At 69.1% G+C, this 18,356-nt stretch carries 16 protein-coding genes; 9 read left to right on the forward strand and 7 right to left on the reverse strand.

From position 1 onward, the window contains the following. The first annotated feature begins 159 nt into the window (after positions 1-159). The 5 genes from BRX43_RS13060 to BRX43_RS13080 all read left to right on the forward strand — a co-directional run bounded on the left by BRX43_RS13060 (position 160) and on the right by BRX43_RS13080 (position 3,796). A complete protein-coding gene (locus BRX43_RS13060; protein WP_125995543.1) occupies positions 160-1,257 on the forward strand; it encodes a flagellar basal body P-ring protein FlgI in 1,098 nt (365 codons plus the stop codon). After that, the gene (locus BRX43_RS13065; protein WP_125995544.1) at positions 1,254-1,553 is read left to right on the forward strand and encodes a rod-binding protein; all 300 of its coding nucleotides are present in this window, start codon (positions 1,254-1,256) and stop codon (positions 1,551-1,553) included. Before BRX43_RS13060 ends, BRX43_RS13065 begins: the two co-directional genes overlap by 4 nt. Then, positions 1,550-1,972 (forward strand): hypothetical protein, encoded by a 423-nt coding sequence (locus BRX43_RS13070; protein WP_125995545.1) that lies wholly within the window; start codon positions 1,550-1,552, stop codon positions 1,970-1,972. The genes BRX43_RS13065 and BRX43_RS13070 overlap by 4 nt, the downstream gene beginning before the upstream one ends. A gap of 83 nt (positions 1,973-2,055) precedes the next feature. After that, positions 2,056-2,379: a hypothetical protein gene (locus BRX43_RS13075; protein WP_125995546.1), complete on the forward strand. Its 324-nt coding sequence runs from the start codon at positions 2,056-2,058 to the stop codon at positions 2,377-2,379. A 49-nt stretch (positions 2,380-2,428) separates the two neighbouring features. Then, on the forward strand, positions 2,429-3,796 hold the full coding sequence (locus BRX43_RS13080; protein ID WP_346962862.1) for a methyl-accepting chemotaxis protein: 1,368 nt from the start codon (positions 2,429-2,431) through the stop codon (positions 3,794-3,796). 139 nt (positions 3,797-3,935) lie between these two features. Here the strand turns inward: BRX43_RS13080 and BRX43_RS13085 are convergent, their stop codons facing one another. The 5 genes from BRX43_RS13085 to BRX43_RS13105 form a co-directional block, all read right to left on the reverse strand. Further along, a complete protein-coding gene (locus tag BRX43_RS13085; RefSeq protein ID WP_125995548.1) occupies positions 3,936-5,561 on the reverse strand; it encodes an NAD-dependent malic enzyme in 1,626 nt (541 codons plus the stop codon). An 18-nt stretch (positions 5,562-5,579) separates the two neighbouring features. Further along, positions 5,580-7,157, reverse strand: coding sequence for an alginate export family protein (locus tag BRX43_RS13090; RefSeq protein WP_241214946.1), 1,578 nt, complete (start codon positions 7,155-7,157; stop codon positions 5,580-5,582). 51 nt (positions 7,158-7,208) lie between these two features. Further along, entirely contained in the window at positions 7,209-8,540 is a 1,332-nt protein-coding gene (locus BRX43_RS13095) for a dicarboxylate/amino acid:cation symporter (protein WP_125995549.1), read from the reverse strand. A gap of 341 nt (positions 8,541-8,881) precedes the next feature. Further along, positions 8,882-10,201 (reverse strand): sigma-54 dependent transcriptional regulator, encoded by a 1,320-nt coding sequence (locus tag BRX43_RS13100; protein WP_125995550.1) that lies wholly within the window; start codon positions 10,199-10,201, stop codon positions 8,882-8,884. Continuing rightward, the gene (locus BRX43_RS13105; RefSeq protein ID WP_125995551.1) at positions 10,198-11,994 is read right to left on the reverse strand and encodes an ATP-binding protein; all 1,797 of its coding nucleotides are present in this window, start codon (positions 11,992-11,994) and stop codon (positions 10,198-10,200) included. The genes BRX43_RS13100 and BRX43_RS13105 overlap by 4 nt, the downstream gene beginning before the upstream one ends. A gap of 222 nt (positions 11,995-12,216) precedes the next feature. On the opposite strand from BRX43_RS13105, the gene BRX43_RS13110 reads away from it, so the two are divergent. Beyond that, positions 12,217-13,512, forward strand: coding sequence for an MFS transporter (locus BRX43_RS13110; protein ID WP_125995596.1), 1,296 nt, complete (start codon positions 12,217-12,219; stop codon positions 13,510-13,512). Between the two features lie 63 nt (positions 13,513-13,575). Here the strand turns inward: BRX43_RS13110 and BRX43_RS20895 are convergent, their stop codons facing one another. Beyond that, positions 13,576-14,658, reverse strand: coding sequence for a trypsin-like serine protease (locus BRX43_RS20895; protein ID WP_241214947.1), 1,083 nt, complete (start codon positions 14,656-14,658; stop codon positions 13,576-13,578). Positions 14,659-14,986: 328 nt separating this feature from the next. Here BRX43_RS20895 and BRX43_RS13120 point away from each other — a divergent pair, with 328 nt between their 5' ends. Then, positions 14,987-16,039, forward strand: coding sequence for a glycosyltransferase family 1 protein (locus tag BRX43_RS13120; RefSeq protein ID WP_125995552.1), 1,053 nt, complete (start codon positions 14,987-14,989; stop codon positions 16,037-16,039). A gap of 64 nt (positions 16,040-16,103) precedes the next feature. After that, complete coding sequence (locus tag BRX43_RS13125; RefSeq protein WP_125995553.1) at positions 16,104-17,393, forward strand: adenylosuccinate synthase; 1,290 nt, start codon at positions 16,104-16,106, stop codon at positions 17,391-17,393. Between the two features lie 177 nt (positions 17,394-17,570). Here BRX43_RS13125 and BRX43_RS13130 read toward each other — a convergent pair whose 3' ends face one another. After that, a complete protein-coding gene (locus tag BRX43_RS13130) occupies positions 17,571-17,813 on the reverse strand; it encodes a hypothetical protein (protein ID WP_125995554.1) in 243 nt (80 codons plus the stop codon). A 288-nt stretch (positions 17,814-18,101) separates the two neighbouring features. Here BRX43_RS13130 and BRX43_RS13135 point away from each other — a divergent pair, with 288 nt between their 5' ends. Next, positions 18,102-18,320: a hypothetical protein gene (locus BRX43_RS13135; RefSeq protein ID WP_125995555.1), complete on the forward strand. Its 219-nt coding sequence runs from the start codon at positions 18,102-18,104 to the stop codon at positions 18,318-18,320. Positions 18,321-18,356 lie beyond the last annotated feature (36 nt).

The raw sequence follows: 18,356 nt of genomic DNA on the forward strand, positions 1-18,356 counted from the left end.
GTCGGACGTACCGGCCGCGGGCTGGCGCTGCGGCCGGATCACTGGGCCAAGACGATCGATTTCCATGATTTCCGCCTTTCCCCCGGCACAAGACATGCTGGCATATCCTATAAGTAACCAACGGTCCACTGGCGTGGACCCTATCCCGGAACCTCGACCATGCGTCTGACCGCTTCATTGTTCGCCCTCCTTGCCCTGGCCGCGCCCGCCGCGGCCCAGGCCGGGGCACGCGTCAAGGACATCGTCGATGTCGAGAATGTGCGTCCCAACCAACTGGTCGGCTATGGCCTGGTGGTCGGCCTGCCCGGCACCGGCGACCGCACCAACAACGCGCCCTTCACCGAGGAATCGCTCCAGGCGATGCTGGAGCGGATGGGTGTCAATGTCCGCGACGCCAAGATGAAGCCGCAGAACGTCGCCGCCGTCTCCGTCACCGCGACCATGCCCGCCTTCGCGCGCGCCGGCTCGACCATCGACGTGCAGGTCTCGGCGCTGGGCGATGCCACTAGCCTTCAGGGCGGCACGCTGCTGATCTCGTCGCTGCGCGCGCTGGACGGCGAGATCTATGCGGTGGCGCAGGGGCCGGTGGCCGTCTCCGGCTTCAAGGCGCAAGGGGCGGGGGCCAGCGTCAGTCGCGGCGTGTCGACCTCGGCGCGGATCGCCGGCGGCGCGATCATCGAGCGCGAGGTGCCCTATGCCCTGCGCTCGGCGACCAGCCTGAAACTGGCGCTGAAGAATCCCGACCTGGCGACCGCGCGGCATATCGCGGCGGCGGTCAACGGCCTGTACGCTGGCACCGCCAGCGTGCTCGATCCGGGCACCGTGCAACTCACGCCCGGCGTCGGCTATCGCGGCAACATCGTCGACCTGCTCGGCGACGTCGAGAACCTCCCCGTGTCGGTCGACCAGGCCGCACGCATCGTCATCAACGAGGCGTCGGGCACCGTGGTCATGAGCGCCGACGTGCGGATCAGCCCGGTCGCGATCGCGCAGGGCGGCCTGACGATCAGCGTCAGCGAGACCCCGGTCGCCTCGCAGCCCGCGCCCCTGTCGCAGGGGCAGACGGCGGTGCTGCCGCGCACCCGCGTCGCGGTGGACGATGGCGGCAACGCCTCGCTCGCGATGGTGGAGGGCGCGTCGCTGCGCTCGCTGGTCGCCGGCCTCAACACGCTCGGCGTCTCGCCGCGCGACCTCATCACCATCCTCCAGGCGATCAAGACCGCCGGAGCGCTGCAAGCGGAGATCGCGGTCCAATGATCGATCGAATGAGCCCCCCATCGCCATCTAGCCAGGGCGCAGCGCCGGCCAGGGCCGATCCCGCCGCCGCCAAGGCCGCCCACGAATTCGAGGCCGTGTTCATCGGCCAGATGACCAAGATCATGATGGAGACGGTGCAGAGCGACGGCCCCTTTTCCGGCGGGCATGGCGAGGAGATGTTCCGCGGCGTGCTTGGCGAACAGCTCGGCACGGTCATCAGCGCGCGCGGCGGCATCGGCCTCGCCCCGGCGGTGATGGACCAGATCATCAAGCTTCAGGGAGGCGGCAACGCATGACGGCGGCACTGATCGATGCGCTGGCCTCGCTGGCCCAGATCGTCGACGAGGAGAATGACCGGCTGACCCGGCCGATCCATCATCCCGAACTGCCCGCCCTGGTCGAGGCCAAGACGCGGCTGGCGGCGACGGTCGAGGTGGAGATCGCGCGGCTGGCGCGCGAGCGGCCGGACTGGATCAACAGCGTCGAGGGCGAAGGCCGCGTCGCGCTGACCCAGGCGGTGGAGGTGCTGACCCGCCGGCTGGCGGTCAACAGCAAGCTGATCGAGCGGCGGATCGAACTCTGCGACGAGATCATGGAGGCGGTGGCCGACGAGGCCCGCCGGCTGAGCGGCGCGCGCAGCGCGGTCTACGGCGTCCATGGCACCCTGTCGCGCAGCGACCAGGCCGCGCCGATCGCGGTGAACAGCCGGATCTGATCGCCCCTTTGCGCCCTCCGTCCGTCCCGTCGTCCGGATTGCCGATGCCGCATCACGACATCGTTCGCGAACCCCCGTCCCTCATGGAGATCGACGCCCGGCCGCCATCGGTGCCGACGGCGATCACGTCGATCATCGGCGGCGGCATCGGCTCCATCCATGCCGCCCCGCTGGAGCAGACCGCGACCTCGGTCACGCAGATGGATGGCCGGACGCGTCGCGTGGTTCACCCGCGAGCCTCGCGCCGCCCCTGCCATGCACCGGCACCCCGGGGCACGACCGGCACGCCGGTCCGCACATTACAGAATTGCATTGCCGCCCGACCTGCAAGTTTCCGATCGGGAACGATGGCCGTCACTGACCACCGCAACATCGGATCATCTATATTGTATGACGGCTCTCTCTGAGGGGAATGATATGCAGTGGTTTACGGAGAACTCACCGATCCGGCAGAAAATGGCCATCGTCACGGCGGCGATGGTCGGCTTTTCGGTGCTGGCGATGCTGACGGGCGCGCTGGTCGCGGAATTCGCCCCCTTGTGGGTGGCGCTTCTCGCCGGCCTGGTGCCGGTCGGCGGCGCCTTCGTCGCGGCGCGGCTGATGAGCACGGGCGTCGTCGTGCCCTATGTCGCGACGGTCGAGCGGATGGAGGCGCTGGCGCGGGGCGATACGGACAGCCCGATCAACTATACCCATTTCACCGACTGTATTGGCCGGCTGACCAAGGCGATGTTCACCTTTCGCGAGACCGCGATCACGCAGCGCAAGGTCGTGGTCGAGCAGCAGGCGATCGTCGATGAGATGAACACCAGCCTGCTGCGCCTGTCGGAAGGCGATATGACGCGCACGATCACCACCGACTTCCCCAGCGAATATGCCTCGCTCAAGACCAACTTCAACCAGGCGGTGCTCAATCTGCGCAACTTGATCGGATCGGTGTCGGAAAGCGCGGCGACCATCCGCACCGGCTCGGACGAGATCGCCCAGGCCTCGGAGGATCTGGCGCGGCGGACCGAGGCCAATGCCGCCTCGCTGGAACACACCGCGTCCTCGGTCACCCAGATGGACAGCCGACTGAAGGCCTCGGCCACGGCGGCGGCGCGCACCGTGGAGCGGGCCGATCAGGCGATCTCCACCGTTGGCGGCGGTCGCGCGGTGGCGGACGAGGCGGTGCAGGCGATGGGCCGCGTCGCGGACAGCGCCAAGGGCATCGATTCGGTGATCGAGGGGCTCGACAAGATCGCGTTCCAGACCCGCGTCCTGGCGATGAACGCGGCGGTCGAGGCGGGCCGGGCCGGCGATGCCGGGCGCGGCTTCGCGGTCGTCGCCGATCTGGTGTCGGCGCTCGCCATGCGATCCGAGGAGGAGGCGAAGCGCGCCCGCGAACAGCTGACCGCGACTCAGACCGACATCGTCACCGCCGTGCAGGCCGTGCAGAAGGTGGACGGCGCGCTGTCGGCGATCTCGGGCGACGTGGCGCAGGTGCACGAGTTGCTCGCCACCATGGCCACCGACAATTTGGCGCAGGCGACGGCGATCACCCAGATCTCCAGCGCGGTCGGCAGCATGGACCGCGCGACCCAGCAGAATGCGGCGATGGTCGAGCAAACCTCGGCGGCGGCGCGCAATCTGGCCAATGAAGTCGGAACACTCGCGGAAAAGGCGTCGCACTTCAAGACCGATGCCCGACGCGGCGGCGACCAGCGACCGGCGGTGCGCAAGATCGACATTGCGAGCTTCAACCAGCCGATCAGGCCGCTGCCCGCCGCCGCCGTCACGGCCCTGACGCCGAACGGCACCGACGACGACTGGAAGGAGTTCTGATCGGCTCGCCGTCCGTCACGCTGACGCCGAGAGGGCGGCGCGAGCGGACGGCGGGTCGATCCGATCGAAGGGACGATGGGAACAACGGCGTATCGGGCGTCGACGGACAGTCCAAGGCCGTCCCGACCGCCCTGCACCGTCACCGATAGGCGGGCACCCACATGCGGGCGGCCAGCGCCTCGGTCTCGTTCGCCTCGGCCGGGGGCGCGACCCCCTCGGCGCGGGCCTGGTCGGCCACCGCCAGCGCGACCTGCAGGGCCACGTCGCGGAGCGCCAGGATCGGCGGCAACAGTCCATCGTCCGGCCCGGCCAGTTCGCCCAGCTTGCGCGCGGCGGCCATGAACATGCCCTCCGTCACCCGCGTTGCCTTCGCCGACAGGGCACCCAGGCCGACGCCGGGGAAGATATAGACGTTGTTGACCTGCGCCAGCGCCTGGGGCGTGCCGGACAGGTGTGGATAGGGGCTGCCGGTTCCGACGATCGCGCGACCCTCGGTCCAGGCGATCAGGTCGGCGGGGTTGGCTTCCGATCGCGAGGTCGGGTTGGACAGCGGGAAGATCACGGGATGCTCGACCGCCGCCGCCATGCGCCGCACGATCGGCTCGGCAAAGGCGCCGGGCTGGCCGGACACGCCGATCAGCACGCCGGGGCCGACCCGCTCGACCACCTCCGCCAGCGTGATCGCGCCTGGCGCCGACCAGCCGGCCAGCTCCTTCGGGTCGCGCGCCAGCGCCGCCTGGCCATCGCTCAGGCCCGCCATGCCGCGCACCACCAGGCCGAAGCGGTCGATCGCCCAGATCCGGCCGCGCGCCTCGATCTCGGTCAGGCCATCGGCGACCAGCAGCCGCACCAGCATGTCGGCGATGCCGCAGCCCGCCGCGCCCGCGCCGTACAGCACGAACCGCTGCTCGGTCAGCGCATGACCGGTGCGGCGCACCGCCGACAGCAGGGTGCCGACCGCGGTGGCGGCGGTGCCCTGGATATCGTCGTTGAAGCTCAGCAGCCGGTCGCGATAGCGATCGAGCAGGCGATAGGCATTGGTGCCGGCGAAATCCTCCCATTGCAGCAGGACATCGGGCCAGCGCGCCTGCACCGCCGCCACGAACTGCTCGACAAAGGCGTCATAATCGGCGCCGCGCACGCGCGCGTGTCGCCAGCCGACATAGAGCGGATCGTCGCGCCGGGCTTCGTTGTCGGTGCCGACATCGAGCAGGATCGGCAGCACCTCGGACGGGTGGATGCCGGCACAGGCGGTGTAGAGCGCCAGCTTGCCGATCGGGATGCCCATGCCGCCCGCGCCCTGGTCGCCCAGGCCCAGGATGCGTTCGCCGTCCGACACCACGATCACCTTGACCCGGTCCAGCGCCGGGTCGGCGAGGATCTGGTCCATGTGATCGCGATTGGGCCAGGACAGGAACAGGCCACGGGGCTTGCGCCAGATCTCGCTGAACCGCTCGCACCCCTCGCCGACCGTCGGCGTATAGACCAGCGGCAGGAAGCGCGGCAGGTCGCTCGCCACCAGCGCATGGAACAGCACCTCGTTGCTGTCCTGCAATTCGCGCAGGAACGCGTAGCGGGCGAAATCGTCGGGCAGCCGTTCCAGCGCCCGCCGCCGCCGCTCGATCTGGCTGTCGAGCGTGCCGACATGCGGCGGCAACAGGCCGTGCAGGCCGAAGGCGTCGCGCTCCGCCTCCGTGAAGGCGGTGCCCTTGTTGGTCAGCGGATCGGCAAGGAGCGCGCGGGCGGCGATATGCGAACTGGCGATGGGATGGTCTCCGTCAGGTCAGAACCGCAGGCTGAGCCAGCCTGCGAGGAAATCCGAGCTCTTGTACCCGGCATTGGTCAGCGCCGGCCCGGCCATCAGATGCTCGTACCGGCCGGTCAGGCTGACTCGTGGCGACACCGTGTAGACCGCCTGCAACCGCGCGGTGTCGGCGATCTTGCGCCCCGCGACCAGCTGCGTGCCGGCAAAGGCGGTGCCGTTGGCACGGTAGACCGCGTCGGTCACCGTATCGCGCCAGCTCAGCTGATATTCGGCCGACACGCGCAGCTTGGCCAGGGGCGTGAAGGTGAAGGTCGGCGCGAACGCGATCAGGTTGGTCGGCGTCGCATAGAGCTGGTAGCTGTAGTAGATGTTGTTGCCGAATGGCGCGAGCGCGTTGCGCAGCTTGCCGGTGCCATAGGCGCCGCCGCCGGACGCATAGTCAAAGTGGAAGCCGACGCGTGGTGCACCCTTGCTCTTCCCGATGCGGTAGTTCTGCGCGAGCAGCACCAGCCAGGCATCGATCGAGCGGCCGTTGTAATTGCCGCCCTGGTAGTTGACCGTCCAGTCGAGATTGACCGGACCGACATCGCCCAGCGTGTGCAGGCCGTAGAAGAACCGCTCCTCGCGCACGGTGGTCCGCCCCCAGGTGGCGTTGTCGTTGCGCAGCCGCCACAAGAACGGGTCGAGGAACAGCTTCGAGCCGCCGAACAGCGTCTTGGGCAGGACGATACCGCCCGAGATGCCCGAGAAGCGGCGGCCGCGCTCGCTGATGTCGTCGCCGGTGCCGCCGACGCCCAGCCGCGTGGTGCGGAAGTCGAACAGGTCGACCCGCACCGACTTGGCCCGCGCCCAGGCGCGGGTGCCGTTATAGACGAAGAAGATGGTGTTGTTGTCACGCGGCACGACCATCAGGTTGGGGCCGTCGGCGAAGGTCTGGCGACCGTAGCGGACGCCGACATCGGCCTCGGCGATCTTGCCGGTCACGTCGACGAACGACTGCTGCACGACCAGGTCGTTGCGCATCTGCGGCGTGATCGTCCCCAGGTTGCGGCCGGCAAGACCGGCATGGGCCAGCTCGCCGAACAGGCGGACATGGTTGCCCAGATGCAGGTCGGCGCCGCCGACGATGCGGGTGATGTCCTGGCGCTGCGCCTCCGCGTCGCGCAGGTTCGGATTGGTCGTCTGGTTGACGCGGAAGCGAAGCTCGCCCGACAGCGTCAGATAGACATTGCCGTTGGCATCGAACGGAATGAACTTCAACCGGTCGAGCGGGTCGTTGCGCTTGGCGGGATCGCGATAGCGGGTCCAGTCCTCGGCCCAGCGCGACTGGTTATAGCCGCCCGCCGTGTTCCCGTCGCCGACCGCCTCGGCCGGGTAGGCCTCCTGCACGGGGGAGGCGATGGTCTGGTTGCCGCGTTCCTTGGGGCCCAGCGCCTGCGGCGTGGCGGGAGCGGCATCGGCGGGAGCGGCATCGACGGTCGTGGCAGGGGCCGGGGCCGGCGGCGTTTCCGCCGGTGCCGGCGCGGCGGCGATCAGGGCAAGCGGGGCGGTGGCGAGGGCGAGGCGCGTTCGGGTCGGCATGGTCGTTACTTTCACTTGTCTGGCGGTGGCGGCGCGGGGCCGCCCCATGGAGGTCACGTACCCGCATCACTCAGCGGGGACGGCACCAACCCCCATCTGATCCACGCGCAGGCTCTCTCCCTTCATAGCGCGATCGAGCTGTGCATGGTCGAGCACGCCCTCCCAGCGCGACACCACGATCGTCGCGACCGCATTGCCGATGAAGTTGGTCAGGCTGCGGCACTCGCTCATGAACCGGTCGACGCCCAGGATCAGCGCCATGCCCGCGACCGGCACGGTCGGCACGATCGACAGCGTCGCGGCCAGGGTGATGAAGCCCGCGCCGGTCACGCCCGCCGCGCCCTTGGACGACAGCATCGCCACCGACAGCAGCAGCAGTTGCTGGCCCAGCGTCAGGTCGACATTGCACGCCTGGGCGATGAACAGCGCCGCCAGCGTCATGTAGATGTTGGTGCCGTCCAGGTTGAAGGAATAGCCGGTCGGCACGACCAGCCCGACCACCGACTTCGGACAGCCGGCGCGCTCCATCTTCTCGATCAGGGCGGGCAGCGCGCTTTCCGACGAGGAGGTGCCCAGCACCAGGAGCAGTTCGGTCTTGAGATAGGAGATCAGGCGGAAGATCGAGAAGCCGCACAGCCGCGCGACCACGCCCAGCACCACGATGACGAACAGCAACGCGGTCAGGTAGAAGGTGCCGACCAGCATCGCCAGATTGGCGAGCGTGCCGACGCCGTACTTGCCGATGGTGAAGGCCATCGCGCCGAACGCGCCGATCGGGGCGGCCTTCATGACGATCGCGACGACCTTGAACACGGCGGTCGACAGTTCCTCCAGCGCGGCGGTGATGCGCTCGCCGCGCTCGCCGATCATCGCCAGGCCGATGCCGAACAGGATGGCGACGAACAGCACCTGGAGGATGTTGCCCTCGGTCAGCGCCGACAGGAAGGTGTCGGGAATGATGCCGGTCAGGAAGCCGGTGATCGTCGTCTCATGCGCCTTTTCGGCGAACTCGGTCACCTTGCTGGTGTCGAGCGAGGCGGGGTCGATGTTCAGCCCCGCGCCCGGCTGCACCACATTGGCGACGACCAGGCCGACGATCAGCGCCAGCGTCGAGAAGAACAGGAAGTAGATGAAGGCCTTGCCCGCGACCCGGCCGACCGAGGCGAGATCGCGCATCCCGGCGATGCCGGTGACGATGGTCAGGAAGATGACCGGGGCGATGATCATCTTCACCAGCTTGATGAAGGCATCGCCGACCGGCTTCAGCGCCGCGCCCGTGGTGGGATAGAAATGGCCGAGCAGCACGCCGGCGGTGATCGCGATCAGCACCTGGACATACAGGTGGCGGTACCACGGCTTGGCGGCCGGGGGCAGGGCAGGTTGGGCAGAGATGTGCATGGCTGAGCCTTTCATCCTCTCGAACGCGCTGCCGTATTCGGCTGGTGCGATAGGTTATCGGGGCCAGCATCCGCTTTCGGGACAGGCTATGCAATGCGCGCTCAAAGCCGTGGAAATCCGCCATTCCGCGATCGAATGGCAATAAATGTGAGTGAAATCCCGCACACGGTTCCGCCGGGCTTGGGCGGATGTCCGCCGCCGGGCGCTCGTGATCCGCCTGGGTGGGGCGGGGGGGGGCACGGGCAGAAGGAATGTCCGTGCGGGTGAGGACGGCGGCGCTCACCGGCCGGGCGCGTCTTCGTCAGGCCGGCGGCCTGCCACCTGCCCGGGATGGTTCCTCGCTATTCCGCCCGGCGGAACGCGTCGAGCGATAGGCCGTGACGCGCGACCTTGTCGTAGAAGGTCTTGCGGGGGATGCCGAGCCGTTCCAGTGCGGAGCGGACATCGCCCTGCACCTCCTCCAGCACGGTGCGGATCACATCGCCCTCGAACCGCTCGACTCGCAAGGGAAGCGGCTCCATCTCCGGGGCGGTCGCGGCCTGGTCGGCCAGGCCCAGCGTCACGCGCTGCGCATAGTTGCGCAATTCGCGGACGTTGCCGGGCCAGTCATGCGTGTCGAGCCGCGCGCTGATGCCCGCATCGATGCTCGGCACCGGCCGTCCGAATCGCTCCGACGCCTCGCGTAGGAAGGCCGCGAACAGCAGCGGCACGTCGCCGCGCCGTTCGCGAAGGGGCGGCACGCGCAGCCGCACCGCATCCAGCCGGTAGAGCAGGTCGGCGCGGAACCGGCCGGCCGCCACCGCCTCGGCCAGATCGGTCTTGGCGGCGGCGACGATGCGCAGGTCGACGACGCGCGGGCCCTCGCCGCCGCCGCGCACCTCGCGCTCCTCGACGACGCGGAGCAGCTTGCCCTGGAGCGCGGGCGACATGCTGTCGATCTCGTCGAGGAACAGCGTGCCGCGATCGGCGGCGATGATCCGCCCTTCCTGTCCGCGCCGGCCGGCGGAGGGCCCCAGGCCGAACAGCTCCTCCTCCGCCACCGCATCGGGCAGGGCCGCGCAGTCGATCGCGACGAAGGGGCGGGCGCGGCGCGCGCTGGCGCGGTGGAGCAGCCGGGCGACCAGTTCCTTGCCGGTGCCCGTCTCGCCCTCGACCAGCACATCGACCTCGGCGGGCGCGACCTGGCGGATGGTGGCGCGCAGCCGCTCGATCGCGGGTGACTGGCCGATCAGCGGCGAGGCATGGTCGGCATCCTCCGCCAGTTGCCGCAACCGCCGGTTCTCCAGCACCAGCCGGCGCAGCTCCAGCGCGCGGTTGGCGCTGGCGACGAGCTGCTCGGGGGCGAAGGGCTTGGCGATGAAGTCGAACGCGCCGTCCTTCAGCATCGCCACCGCCATCGCGACATCGCCATGCCCGGTCATCAGCAGCACCGGGATTTCGCTGTCGATCGCGGCGGTGCGGTGGAACAGCTCGGTGCCGGTCATGCCCGGCATCCGGATGTCGGTGACGAGAATGCCGGGAAAGTCCGCGCTCAACCGCGAGAGCGCGGTGCGCGGATCGGCATGGGCCTCCACCTCCAGCCCGGCCAGCTCGAATGTCTGGACCAGCGCGGTGCGCAAGCCGTCATCGTCATCGACCAGCAGGATCTGAAGCTCGCTCATGCGCGCGGCAATATCATGCGAAAGGCCGCCCCGCCCAGAGGCGAGGGGATCAGGTCGAGCGTCCCGCCGAATTCCACCACGATGTCGCGCGCGATGCCCAGGCCCAGGCCGAGTCCGTCGGGTCGGCCGGTGACGAAGGGGGTGAAGATCTCGCAGGCGCGATCCTCGGCGATGCCCGGGCCATTGTCGGCGACGGTCAGCGCCACGGTGTCCGCCGCGGTGGCGACGAGCAGCGCGACGCGCGGCGCCGCCCGGCCGGCGAGCGCATCCAGCGCGTTGGCGAGGAGATTGACCAGCACCTGTTCCAGCCGCACCCGGCCCGCCACCACCATCGGCAGGTCGTCCGGTTCGGGCAGGTCGAGCGCGACGCCGGCGGCGCGCAGCCGGTCGCCGACCAACAGCATCGTCCCCTCGATCACCTCGGTCAGCGGGATCGGCCCCAGGCTGCGGCTGCCGCGCCGGGCGAAGCGGCGCATCTCGCTGACGATGCTGCCGATCCGCTCGGTCAGCGCGGCGATGGTGGCGAGGTTCTCGGCGGTGCGTTCGGGCCGGGCGCGGTCCAGAAACAGGCGGCCATTCTCCGCCAGCGTGCGGATCGTCGCCACCGGCTGGTTGATCTCATGCGCGATGCCGGCGGTGATCTGTCCCAGCGAGCCGAGCCGGTTGGCCTGGGCCAGTTCCTCGCGCGCGGCGCGAAAGCGCTGGTCGGCGGCCATCCGCTCGGTGATCTCGACGCGCAGTCGGTCATTGGCGAGACGCAGGTCGCCGGTGCGCGCGGCGATCTCCGCCTCCAGCGCCTCGCGCCGGGCGGCGGCGCGCTCGCCCCGGCTGGTGCGCCACAGCCAGCCGGTGGCCAGCCCCGCCGCGATCAGCGCGAAGGCGAGCGTCGCGGTATGCGACCAGGTGTCGGCCGTGTGCAGGGCCGGGGCCAGCGGCTCGACGTGCAGCAGGCGCCAACCGGGCAGCGGCGCGGCCAGCGTCGCGCTCGCCATCGCCGCGCGCGCCGCCGTCCCCTCGCGCCAGCGCGCCAGGGGCAGGGGCTGGTCGGCGAACTGACGGTGGATGCGGATCACCTGCCGCTCGGTCGCGGTCAGCGGACGCAGGGTGGTGAATCGCTGCGTGGGGTCGCTCGCCACCACCACCACGCCGGTCGCGTCGGTCAGCAGCGTCATGCCCGCATCGCCGCGCCAGGCGCGCTCCAGGCGATCGAATTCCATCTTCACCACGATCACGCCGTCCGGATTCGCCGCCGAGCCGATGCGGCGCGCCAGGAACAGGCCGGCCCGGCCGCTGGTCGTGCCGATCGCGAAATACTCCGCCGCGCCATAGCGTTTGGCCTGGAGGAAGTAGGGGCGAAAATCGTAGCGCTGGCCGGCGAAGCTGTCCGGCCGGTCGGCGTTGGAGGCGGCGACCGCCAGGCCGTTGCGATCGACCAGGTAGATGACGGGAGCGCCGGTCCGCTCGGCCAGCAGCTTCAGCTTGCCGTCGAGCCGCTCCGCCGCCGCGTCGCCGTCCGAGGCCAGCGCCGGGCGCAGTTCGGCGAACTCGCGCAGCACGATCGGCAACAGGCGGAACTTCTGCAACTCGCTGTCGAGCAGCCGCATCTGCTGGCGGGCGGTTCGCTCCACCTCGATCGCCAGCGACGCGCGCGCTTGGTCACGGGCATAGCGGCCGGCGATCAGCGCGAAGAGGATCGTCGCCACCGCGACCAGCAGCACCGCGACGACCGCGCGACGGGCGGCGGGGCTGGCGAACGGGCTGGCGGGGACGGGCACCTGTGTGGATTGCCGCAAGGCTGGGCGGCTTGGCAAGCGAATCCCCGCACGCTCGAGTCGCGCCCGTCGACCGCGCAACCTCGGGAAATCCCCACAACTGCTTGGCTAGGGCCTGGAAAATCGTGCCGCTTGCCGGCCGCGTCGATCCGGGGGAGCATGACGCGTCCCTGTCCGAATACGGCAGGAAAGAAACCAAGGAGAGACATGATGGCCGGTGCCGTTCCCCGTGATCCGATCCAGATGGCGGGCGCGCCTCCGACATCCTCCACCGCCGGCCGGTTGAAATCGATCATCGGCGGATCGACCGGCAATCTGGTCGAATGGTTCGACTGGTATGTGTATTCGGCCTTCACCCTGTATTTCGCGCCGCATTTCTTCCCCAGCACCGATCGCACCGCGCAGTTGCTGAGCGCGGCGGCGGTGTTCGCGGTCGGGTTCGTCATGCGGCCGATCGGCGCGTGGATCATGGGCATCTATGCCGACCGGCGCGGGCGCAAGGCGGGGCTGACCCTGTCGGTGACGCTGATGTGCGCGGGCTCGCTAATCATCGCGGTGACGCCCGGCTTCGAGACGATCGGCCTCGCCGCGCCCGCGCTGCTGGTGCTCGCCCGGCTGATGCAGGGCCTGTCGGTCGGCGGTGAATATGGCGCCAGCGCCACCTATCTGTCGGAGATGGCGGGCAAGGGGCGGCGCGGCTTCTTCTCGTCCTTCCAATATGTCACGCTGATCTCGGGACAGTTGCTGGCGATCTGCGTGCTCCTGATCCTGCAATCCACGCTGAGCGAGGCGGATCTCGACGCCTGGGGCTGGCGCATCCCGTTCGCGGTCGGCGCGTTGCTCGCGGTGGTCGTCTTCTATCTGCGGCGCGGGCTGGCGGAGACGGAGAGCTTCAAGAACGCCAAGCAGGAGGGGGCGCCCAAGTCCGGCTTCTGGCAACTGATCCGCCATCACCCGCGCGAGACGGCGACGGTGATGCTGCTGACCGCGGGCGGTACGCTCGCCTTCTACGCCTATTCGATCTACATGCAGAAGTTCCTGGTCAACACCTCCGGCTTCAGCCGCGAGGTGGCGAGCCAGATCAATGCCGTGACCTTGTTCGTCTTCATGCTGCTGCAACCGCTGGTCGGCGGCCTCAGCGACCGGATCGGACGCAAGCCGATCATGGTGGCGTTCGGCATCGGCGGCCTGCTGTTCACCTATCCGATCTTCTCGACGCTGGCGACGGTGCGCGATCCGCTGACCGCCGGCCTGCTGGTGATGGCGGCGCTGATCATCGTCACCGGCTATACGTCGATCAACGCGGTGGTGAAGGCCGAGCTGTTCCCCGCCCATATCCGCGCGCTGGGCGTCGCCTTGCCCTATGCGCTGGCGAACACGATCTTCGGCGGCACCGCCGAATATGTCGCGCTGAAGTTCAAGGCGGCGGGCTGGGAACAGGGCTTCTACTGGTATGTCACCGCGATGATCGGCGTGTCGCTGATCGTCTATCTGCGGATGCGCGACACCGCGCGGCACAGCCAGATCATCGAGGACTGAACGCGATCGGGGCGGGGGATCGCTCCCCCGCCCCGCCGGTCCTGCGGCTGACGCGACGGCGGTTCAGGCCGTGGCGGTCGCCCGGCGGGCCCGGCGGCGCAGGCCGACACCCATCATGCCGAAGCCGCCCAGCATCATCACCCAGCTCGACGGCTCGGGCACGGCGCTGGCAAGATAGGCGTTGATGAAGCCGGTATACGGCTTGACCCAGGTATCGCCCGTCAGCTCGCCGATCGAGGAGTTGGTGCAGTTGCCGCTCGCGGAGGCATAGGGATCGATGCTGCCGGTCCGGCCGCAGCCGCCGCCGAACACCGCGCCGGTCACGCCGAAAGAGGTGATGCCGGCGATCTTGCCGTCGATGAAGATCGGGCCGCCCGAATCCCCCGGCGAGGAGGCGCTTTCCCCGTCGATTCCGGTCTGCGACGTGCCCATGCCGCGGCCAAAGGCGTCATGCGTCGCCGTGCCGTCGTCGAAGTCGGACAGCAGGATGTTGTGCTGGGCGTCGCCGAACACGTCGTCGCCGTAGAATTCGTAGAGGTTCCTGCCCTCGCGCTGCTTGTAGTCGTTGCTGACGCCGCCGGTGCCGGTGCCCTCCGGACCGCCGATCGTGCCGGTGCCGACGCGGGTGAAGTCGCGCAGCGGGTTGCCGTCATAGATGCCGTAGACGTCATGGCCGGTCGCCTCGCGCGACAGCGAGAACAGCGCGATGTCGTTGCCCGCGCCGAGGTCGGTCGCGTCGTAATCGTCATGCACCTTCCACGAGCCGGTGATGGCGGTGAAGGTGGTCTCGGCCGTGCGCTCGCCACGCGAAGGCAGGTAGAAGGTGACCGACGTCACCTTGTCCATCGTGCCGTCCTGCTTGAAATCCGACAGGCAGTGCGCGGCGGTCAGCACCGCGCCGCTCGACACCAACGCGCCGGTGCACAGCGACCCGAAACCCGTCGTCTTGGTGGACTCGAAGCTGATGAACAGCGATCCGACCCCGGTATAGGAACCACCGGTCAGGCCACCGGCGACCTTGTCGGCGGTGGTATAGGTCATGATCGGCACAGCCTGGCCACCCAGGGTATAGGCCGCCTGCGCAGGCATCGCGCCAGCCACCATCGCCAGCGTCGCCGCGGCGAGCATGGTCCACGTCTTCGTCATTTTCCCCCCTGTCTTATTCGCTGCAAAAGGCCGGCCCGCCATGTTCAGGCGGCCGGTTCGGTCGCAAACCTGTCCTGTTTCGATGAGCTTAGCAAGATGGTGGTTACCGGAATATTATTCATGACCGATCCGTCATCTTGCGAATGCCGGCATGATGGAAATCATCACTCCAACCTTCCTGGAAATGCCGTTTCATCATTGATGAATTCCGCTTGAAATCAGAGTGTTGCTAGTGGAATTGGGCGGGACGCCGAAACGTCATCGATGTGAGACATGGGCGTCACAGGCCGGTGCTAACCCGTCCTGATCCGGGACAGGGAAGAGCCATATGCGGATTGCGATCGTCACCGACGCCTGGGCGCCGCAGGTCAACGGCGTCGTCCGGACGCTGCGCGCGACGCGGGCGCAACTGGAGTCGATGGGCCATCGGGTGATGGTCGTCTCGCCCGACCGGTTCCTGTCGCTGCCCTGCCCGGGCTATGCCGAGATCCGGCTGGCGCTGGCGGGATCGCGCCGGGTCGGACGGATGATCGCCGACTTCGCGCCCGAGGCGGTGCATATCGCTACCGAGGGCCCGCTCGGCTGGGCGGCACGCGCCTGGTGCCTGCGGCAGGGGCTGCCCTTCACCACCGCCTATCACACCCGCTTTCCCGAATATGTCGCCGCGCGCACGCCGCTCCGGGCGGAGCGGGTCTGGCCGATCATCCGGCGCTTCCATGCTCCCGCCCATGCGATCCTGGCCGCGACCGCCGGTGTCGAGGCGGTGCTGGCGGACCATGGCCTGACCCAGGCGCGGCGCTGGGGGCGGGGCGTCGACCTGGAGCAGTTCGATGCGATCGGGCCGATCGACCAGGCGATCCGGTCTCTGGGGGGACCGGGTCGGCCGGTGCTGCTCTATGTCGGGCGTGTCGCGGTGGAGAAGAATGTCGCCGCCTTCCTGTCGAGCCGCCATCCAGGCGTACGCGTCGTGGTCGGCGACGGACCGGCGCGCGCGGCACTGGAGCGGCGGTTTCCGGACGCGCACTTCCTGGGCGCGCGGCACGGCACGGCGCTGGCCGCCGCCTATCGCGCCGCCGATGTGCTGGTCTTCCCCAGCCTGACCGACACGTTCGGGCTGGTGATGGTCGAGGCGCTGGCCTGCGGCACGCCGGTCGCGGCCTTTCCGGTGACGGGGCCGGTCGACGTGCTGGTGCCGGGCGTGGGCGGGATGCACGACGATCTGGACCGGGCGATCGCCATGGCGCTGCCCTGCGATCCCGCCGCCTGCGCCGCCTATGGCCAGGGGTTCAACTGGGCGGCCAGCGCCCGGCAATTCCTGTCCGCGCTCGCTCCGATCCCCGCCGAGCGGCGGTCGGCGACCATGGTTCCGGCGCTCGCCTGACGATTCGGCATGGACCCGGAGCCTCTGCGCCCTTAAGCGGCGCGCGGACAGCGAAGGAAGAACTGTGGCGAACGTAGCGGTCATCGGCGCGCAATGGGGCGACGAGGGCAAGGGCAAGATCGTCGACTGGCTGGCAAGCCGAGCCGACATGGTCGTGCGATTCCAGGGCGGGCACAACGCCGGGCACACGCTGGTGGTGGGTGACAAGACTTATAAATTGTCGCTCCTCCCCTCCGGCCTGGTGCGCGGCACCCCGTCGGTGATCGGCAATGGCGTGGTGCTGGACCCTTGGGCGCTCAAGGCGGAGATCGAGCGGCTGGGCGAGCAGGGCGTGGTCGCCACGCCCGAGACGCTGCGCATCGCCGATACCTGCCCCCTGATCCTGCCCTTCCACCGTGACTTGGACGGGTTGCGCGAGGATGCGAGCGGCGCGGGCAAGATCGGCACGACCCGGCGCGGCATCGGCCCCGCCTATGAGGACAAGGTCGGCCGCCGCGCCATCCGGGTGTGCGACCTCGCGCATCTGGGTTCGCTGGAGCCGCAGCTCGACCGGCTGCTGGCGCATCACGATGCGCTGCGGGCGGGTTTCGGCGTCGACCCGATCGACCGCGCGGCGCTGATCGCGGAGCTGGAAGAGATTGCGGGCTTCGTCCTGCCCTTCGCCAAGCCGGTGTGGCGCGACCTCAACGAGGCGCGCAGCGCGGGCAAGCGCATCCTGTTCGAGGGTGCGCAGGGCGTGCTGCTGGATGTCGACCACGGCACCTATCCGTTCGTCACCTCGTCCAACACCATCGCCGGGGCGGCGGCGGGCGGTTCGGGCCTGGGGCCCTCGGCGGTCGGCTTCGTGCTGGGCATCGCCAAGGCCTATACGACCCGCGTCGGCTCCGGCCCGTTCCCCACCGAGCTGGAGAATGAGACGGGCGAGCGGCTGGGCATGCGCGGCCATGAGTTCGGCACGGTCACCGGCCGCAAGCGGCGCTGCGGCTGGTTCGATTCGGTGCTGGTGCGCCAGTCGGCGGCGGTGGGCGGCATCACCGGCATCGCGCTGACCAAGATCGACGTGCTCGACGGGTTCGAGGAGGTGCAGATCTGCACCGGCTATCGCCTGCGCGGCGAGGTGCTGGACTATTTCCCCTCGCACGCCGCCGACCAGGCGCTGGTCGAGCCGGTCTATGAGACGATGGAAGGCTGGAGCGAGTCGACGGCGGGCGCGCGCAGCTGGGCCGACCTGCCGGCGCAGGCGATCAAATATATCCGCCGCATCGAGGAGTTGATCCGCTGCCCGGTCGCGCTGGTCTCGACCAGCCCGGAGCGGCTCGACACGATCCTGGTCCGCGATCCCTTCGCGGATTGACGACCCTCGGGGGCGGGGCGGCAGGATACCGCTCCGCCCCCGGCGACGACGGGATACGCCGACGTTCGCGCTGCGACGACGCTAGGTAGGTTCCGGCGTAATTCGCGCGCCTGACGCCCTGGATCGTTTCGCTGCGCTCGCCATGACGATCCCAAGTCCCAATCATGTCATCGGGTTCTACAGTTCCGCCTGCGCCTCCCTGAGATCGGGGAAGCTGTAGCGCGACGGCGGATCGTCGCTCGTGCCGCGGGCGAACACGGCGATGTCGCCCGGCACGATGGCCTCTCTGGCCCAGACGTCCCAGCCGATATGGATGAAGTCCGGCGTTCCGAACACGCGGACGGCGCTATGATATTCGTCGCCCCGGAATGCGACGAAATGGACCGCCCGTCGCGGGGGCGGGGCACCCGCACATGTCATGCCGGGTGCCTCCGTCGCGACGGACCGGCAAGCCCGTCCGCCATGTCCATCTCGCTTATTGGTAGCCGCCGTTTTCCTCGCGCTCCTCGGCCGCGTCCTCCTGCACCTTCTCCATCTCTTCGGCTTCGTCCTGCGTGGTGTCGGGATCGATCATGATGCTCTCCTTCGCGGTAGGATCAACGCGAGATCCCGCCGGTCGGGCGCATGGGGATCGTCGATGCGATCCATGAGGCATCATCATGCGTTGACCCGGCACCCAAGCCAAGCGGCCGACCTTCGGAGATCATCATGCGGTTCGTTCAGATCGACATCCTTCCGTCCGGCAAGGCGCTGGTCGACATCGACAAGCTGACCCATGCCGTACCGGAGGGCGAAGGGTCGCGCCTGTTCCTGGGGGCGCAGCACCTCGACGTGCCGCATACGCTCGGCGAACTGGAGAATGTGCTGGCGGGGCGCGACCGCACCGACAATGGCGAGCATGGCCGAGCCGGCTTCGGCACGGGCTGAACGCGATCTCCGCGCGCCATGCCCCGATCGGAAACC

The organism is Sphingomonas sp. S-NIH.Pt15_0812, from assembly GCF_003951315.1.
Lineage (GTDB): Bacteria > Pseudomonadota > Alphaproteobacteria > Sphingomonadales > Sphingomonadaceae > Sphingomonas.

What these genes read in the sequence shown, in the direction of transcription:
- BRX43_RS13060 (WP_125995543.1), top strand. Translation starts at nt 160, where the DNA reads ATGCGTCTGACCGCTTCATTGTTCGCCCTCCTTGCCCTGGCCGCGCCC.
- BRX43_RS13095 (WP_125995549.1), bottom strand. Translation starts at nt 8,540, where the DNA reads ATGCACATCTCTGCCCAACCTGCCCTGCCCCCGGCCGCCAAGCCGTGG.
- BRX43_RS13110 (WP_125995596.1), top strand. Translation starts at nt 12,217, where the DNA reads ATGGCGGGCGCGCCTCCGACATCCTCCACCGCCGGCCGGTTGAAATCG.
- BRX43_RS13075 (WP_125995546.1), top strand. Translation starts at nt 2,056, where the DNA reads ATGGAGATCGACGCCCGGCCGCCATCGGTGCCGACGGCGATCACGTCG.
- BRX43_RS13130 (WP_125995554.1), bottom strand. Translation starts at nt 17,813, where the DNA reads ATGACATGTGCGGGTGCCCCGCCCCCGCGACGGGCGGTCCATTTCGTC.
- BRX43_RS13070 (WP_125995545.1), top strand. Translation starts at nt 1,550, where the DNA reads ATGACGGCGGCACTGATCGATGCGCTGGCCTCGCTGGCCCAGATCGTC.
- BRX43_RS13065 (WP_125995544.1), top strand. Translation starts at nt 1,254, where the DNA reads ATGATCGATCGAATGAGCCCCCCATCGCCATCTAGCCAGGGCGCAGCG.
- BRX43_RS13080 (WP_346962862.1), top strand. Translation starts at nt 2,429, where the DNA reads ATGGCCATCGTCACGGCGGCGATGGTCGGCTTTTCGGTGCTGGCGATG.
- BRX43_RS20895 (WP_241214947.1), bottom strand. Translation starts at nt 14,658, where the DNA reads ATGACGAAGACGTGGACCATGCTCGCCGCGGCGACGCTGGCGATGGTG.
- BRX43_RS13135 (WP_125995555.1), top strand. Translation starts at nt 18,102, where the DNA reads ATGCGGTTCGTTCAGATCGACATCCTTCCGTCCGGCAAGGCGCTGGTC.
- BRX43_RS13120 (WP_125995552.1), top strand. Translation starts at nt 14,987, where the DNA reads ATGCGGATTGCGATCGTCACCGACGCCTGGGCGCCGCAGGTCAACGGC.
- BRX43_RS13100 (WP_125995550.1), bottom strand. Translation starts at nt 10,201, where the DNA reads ATGAGCGAGCTTCAGATCCTGCTGGTCGATGACGATGACGGCTTGCGC.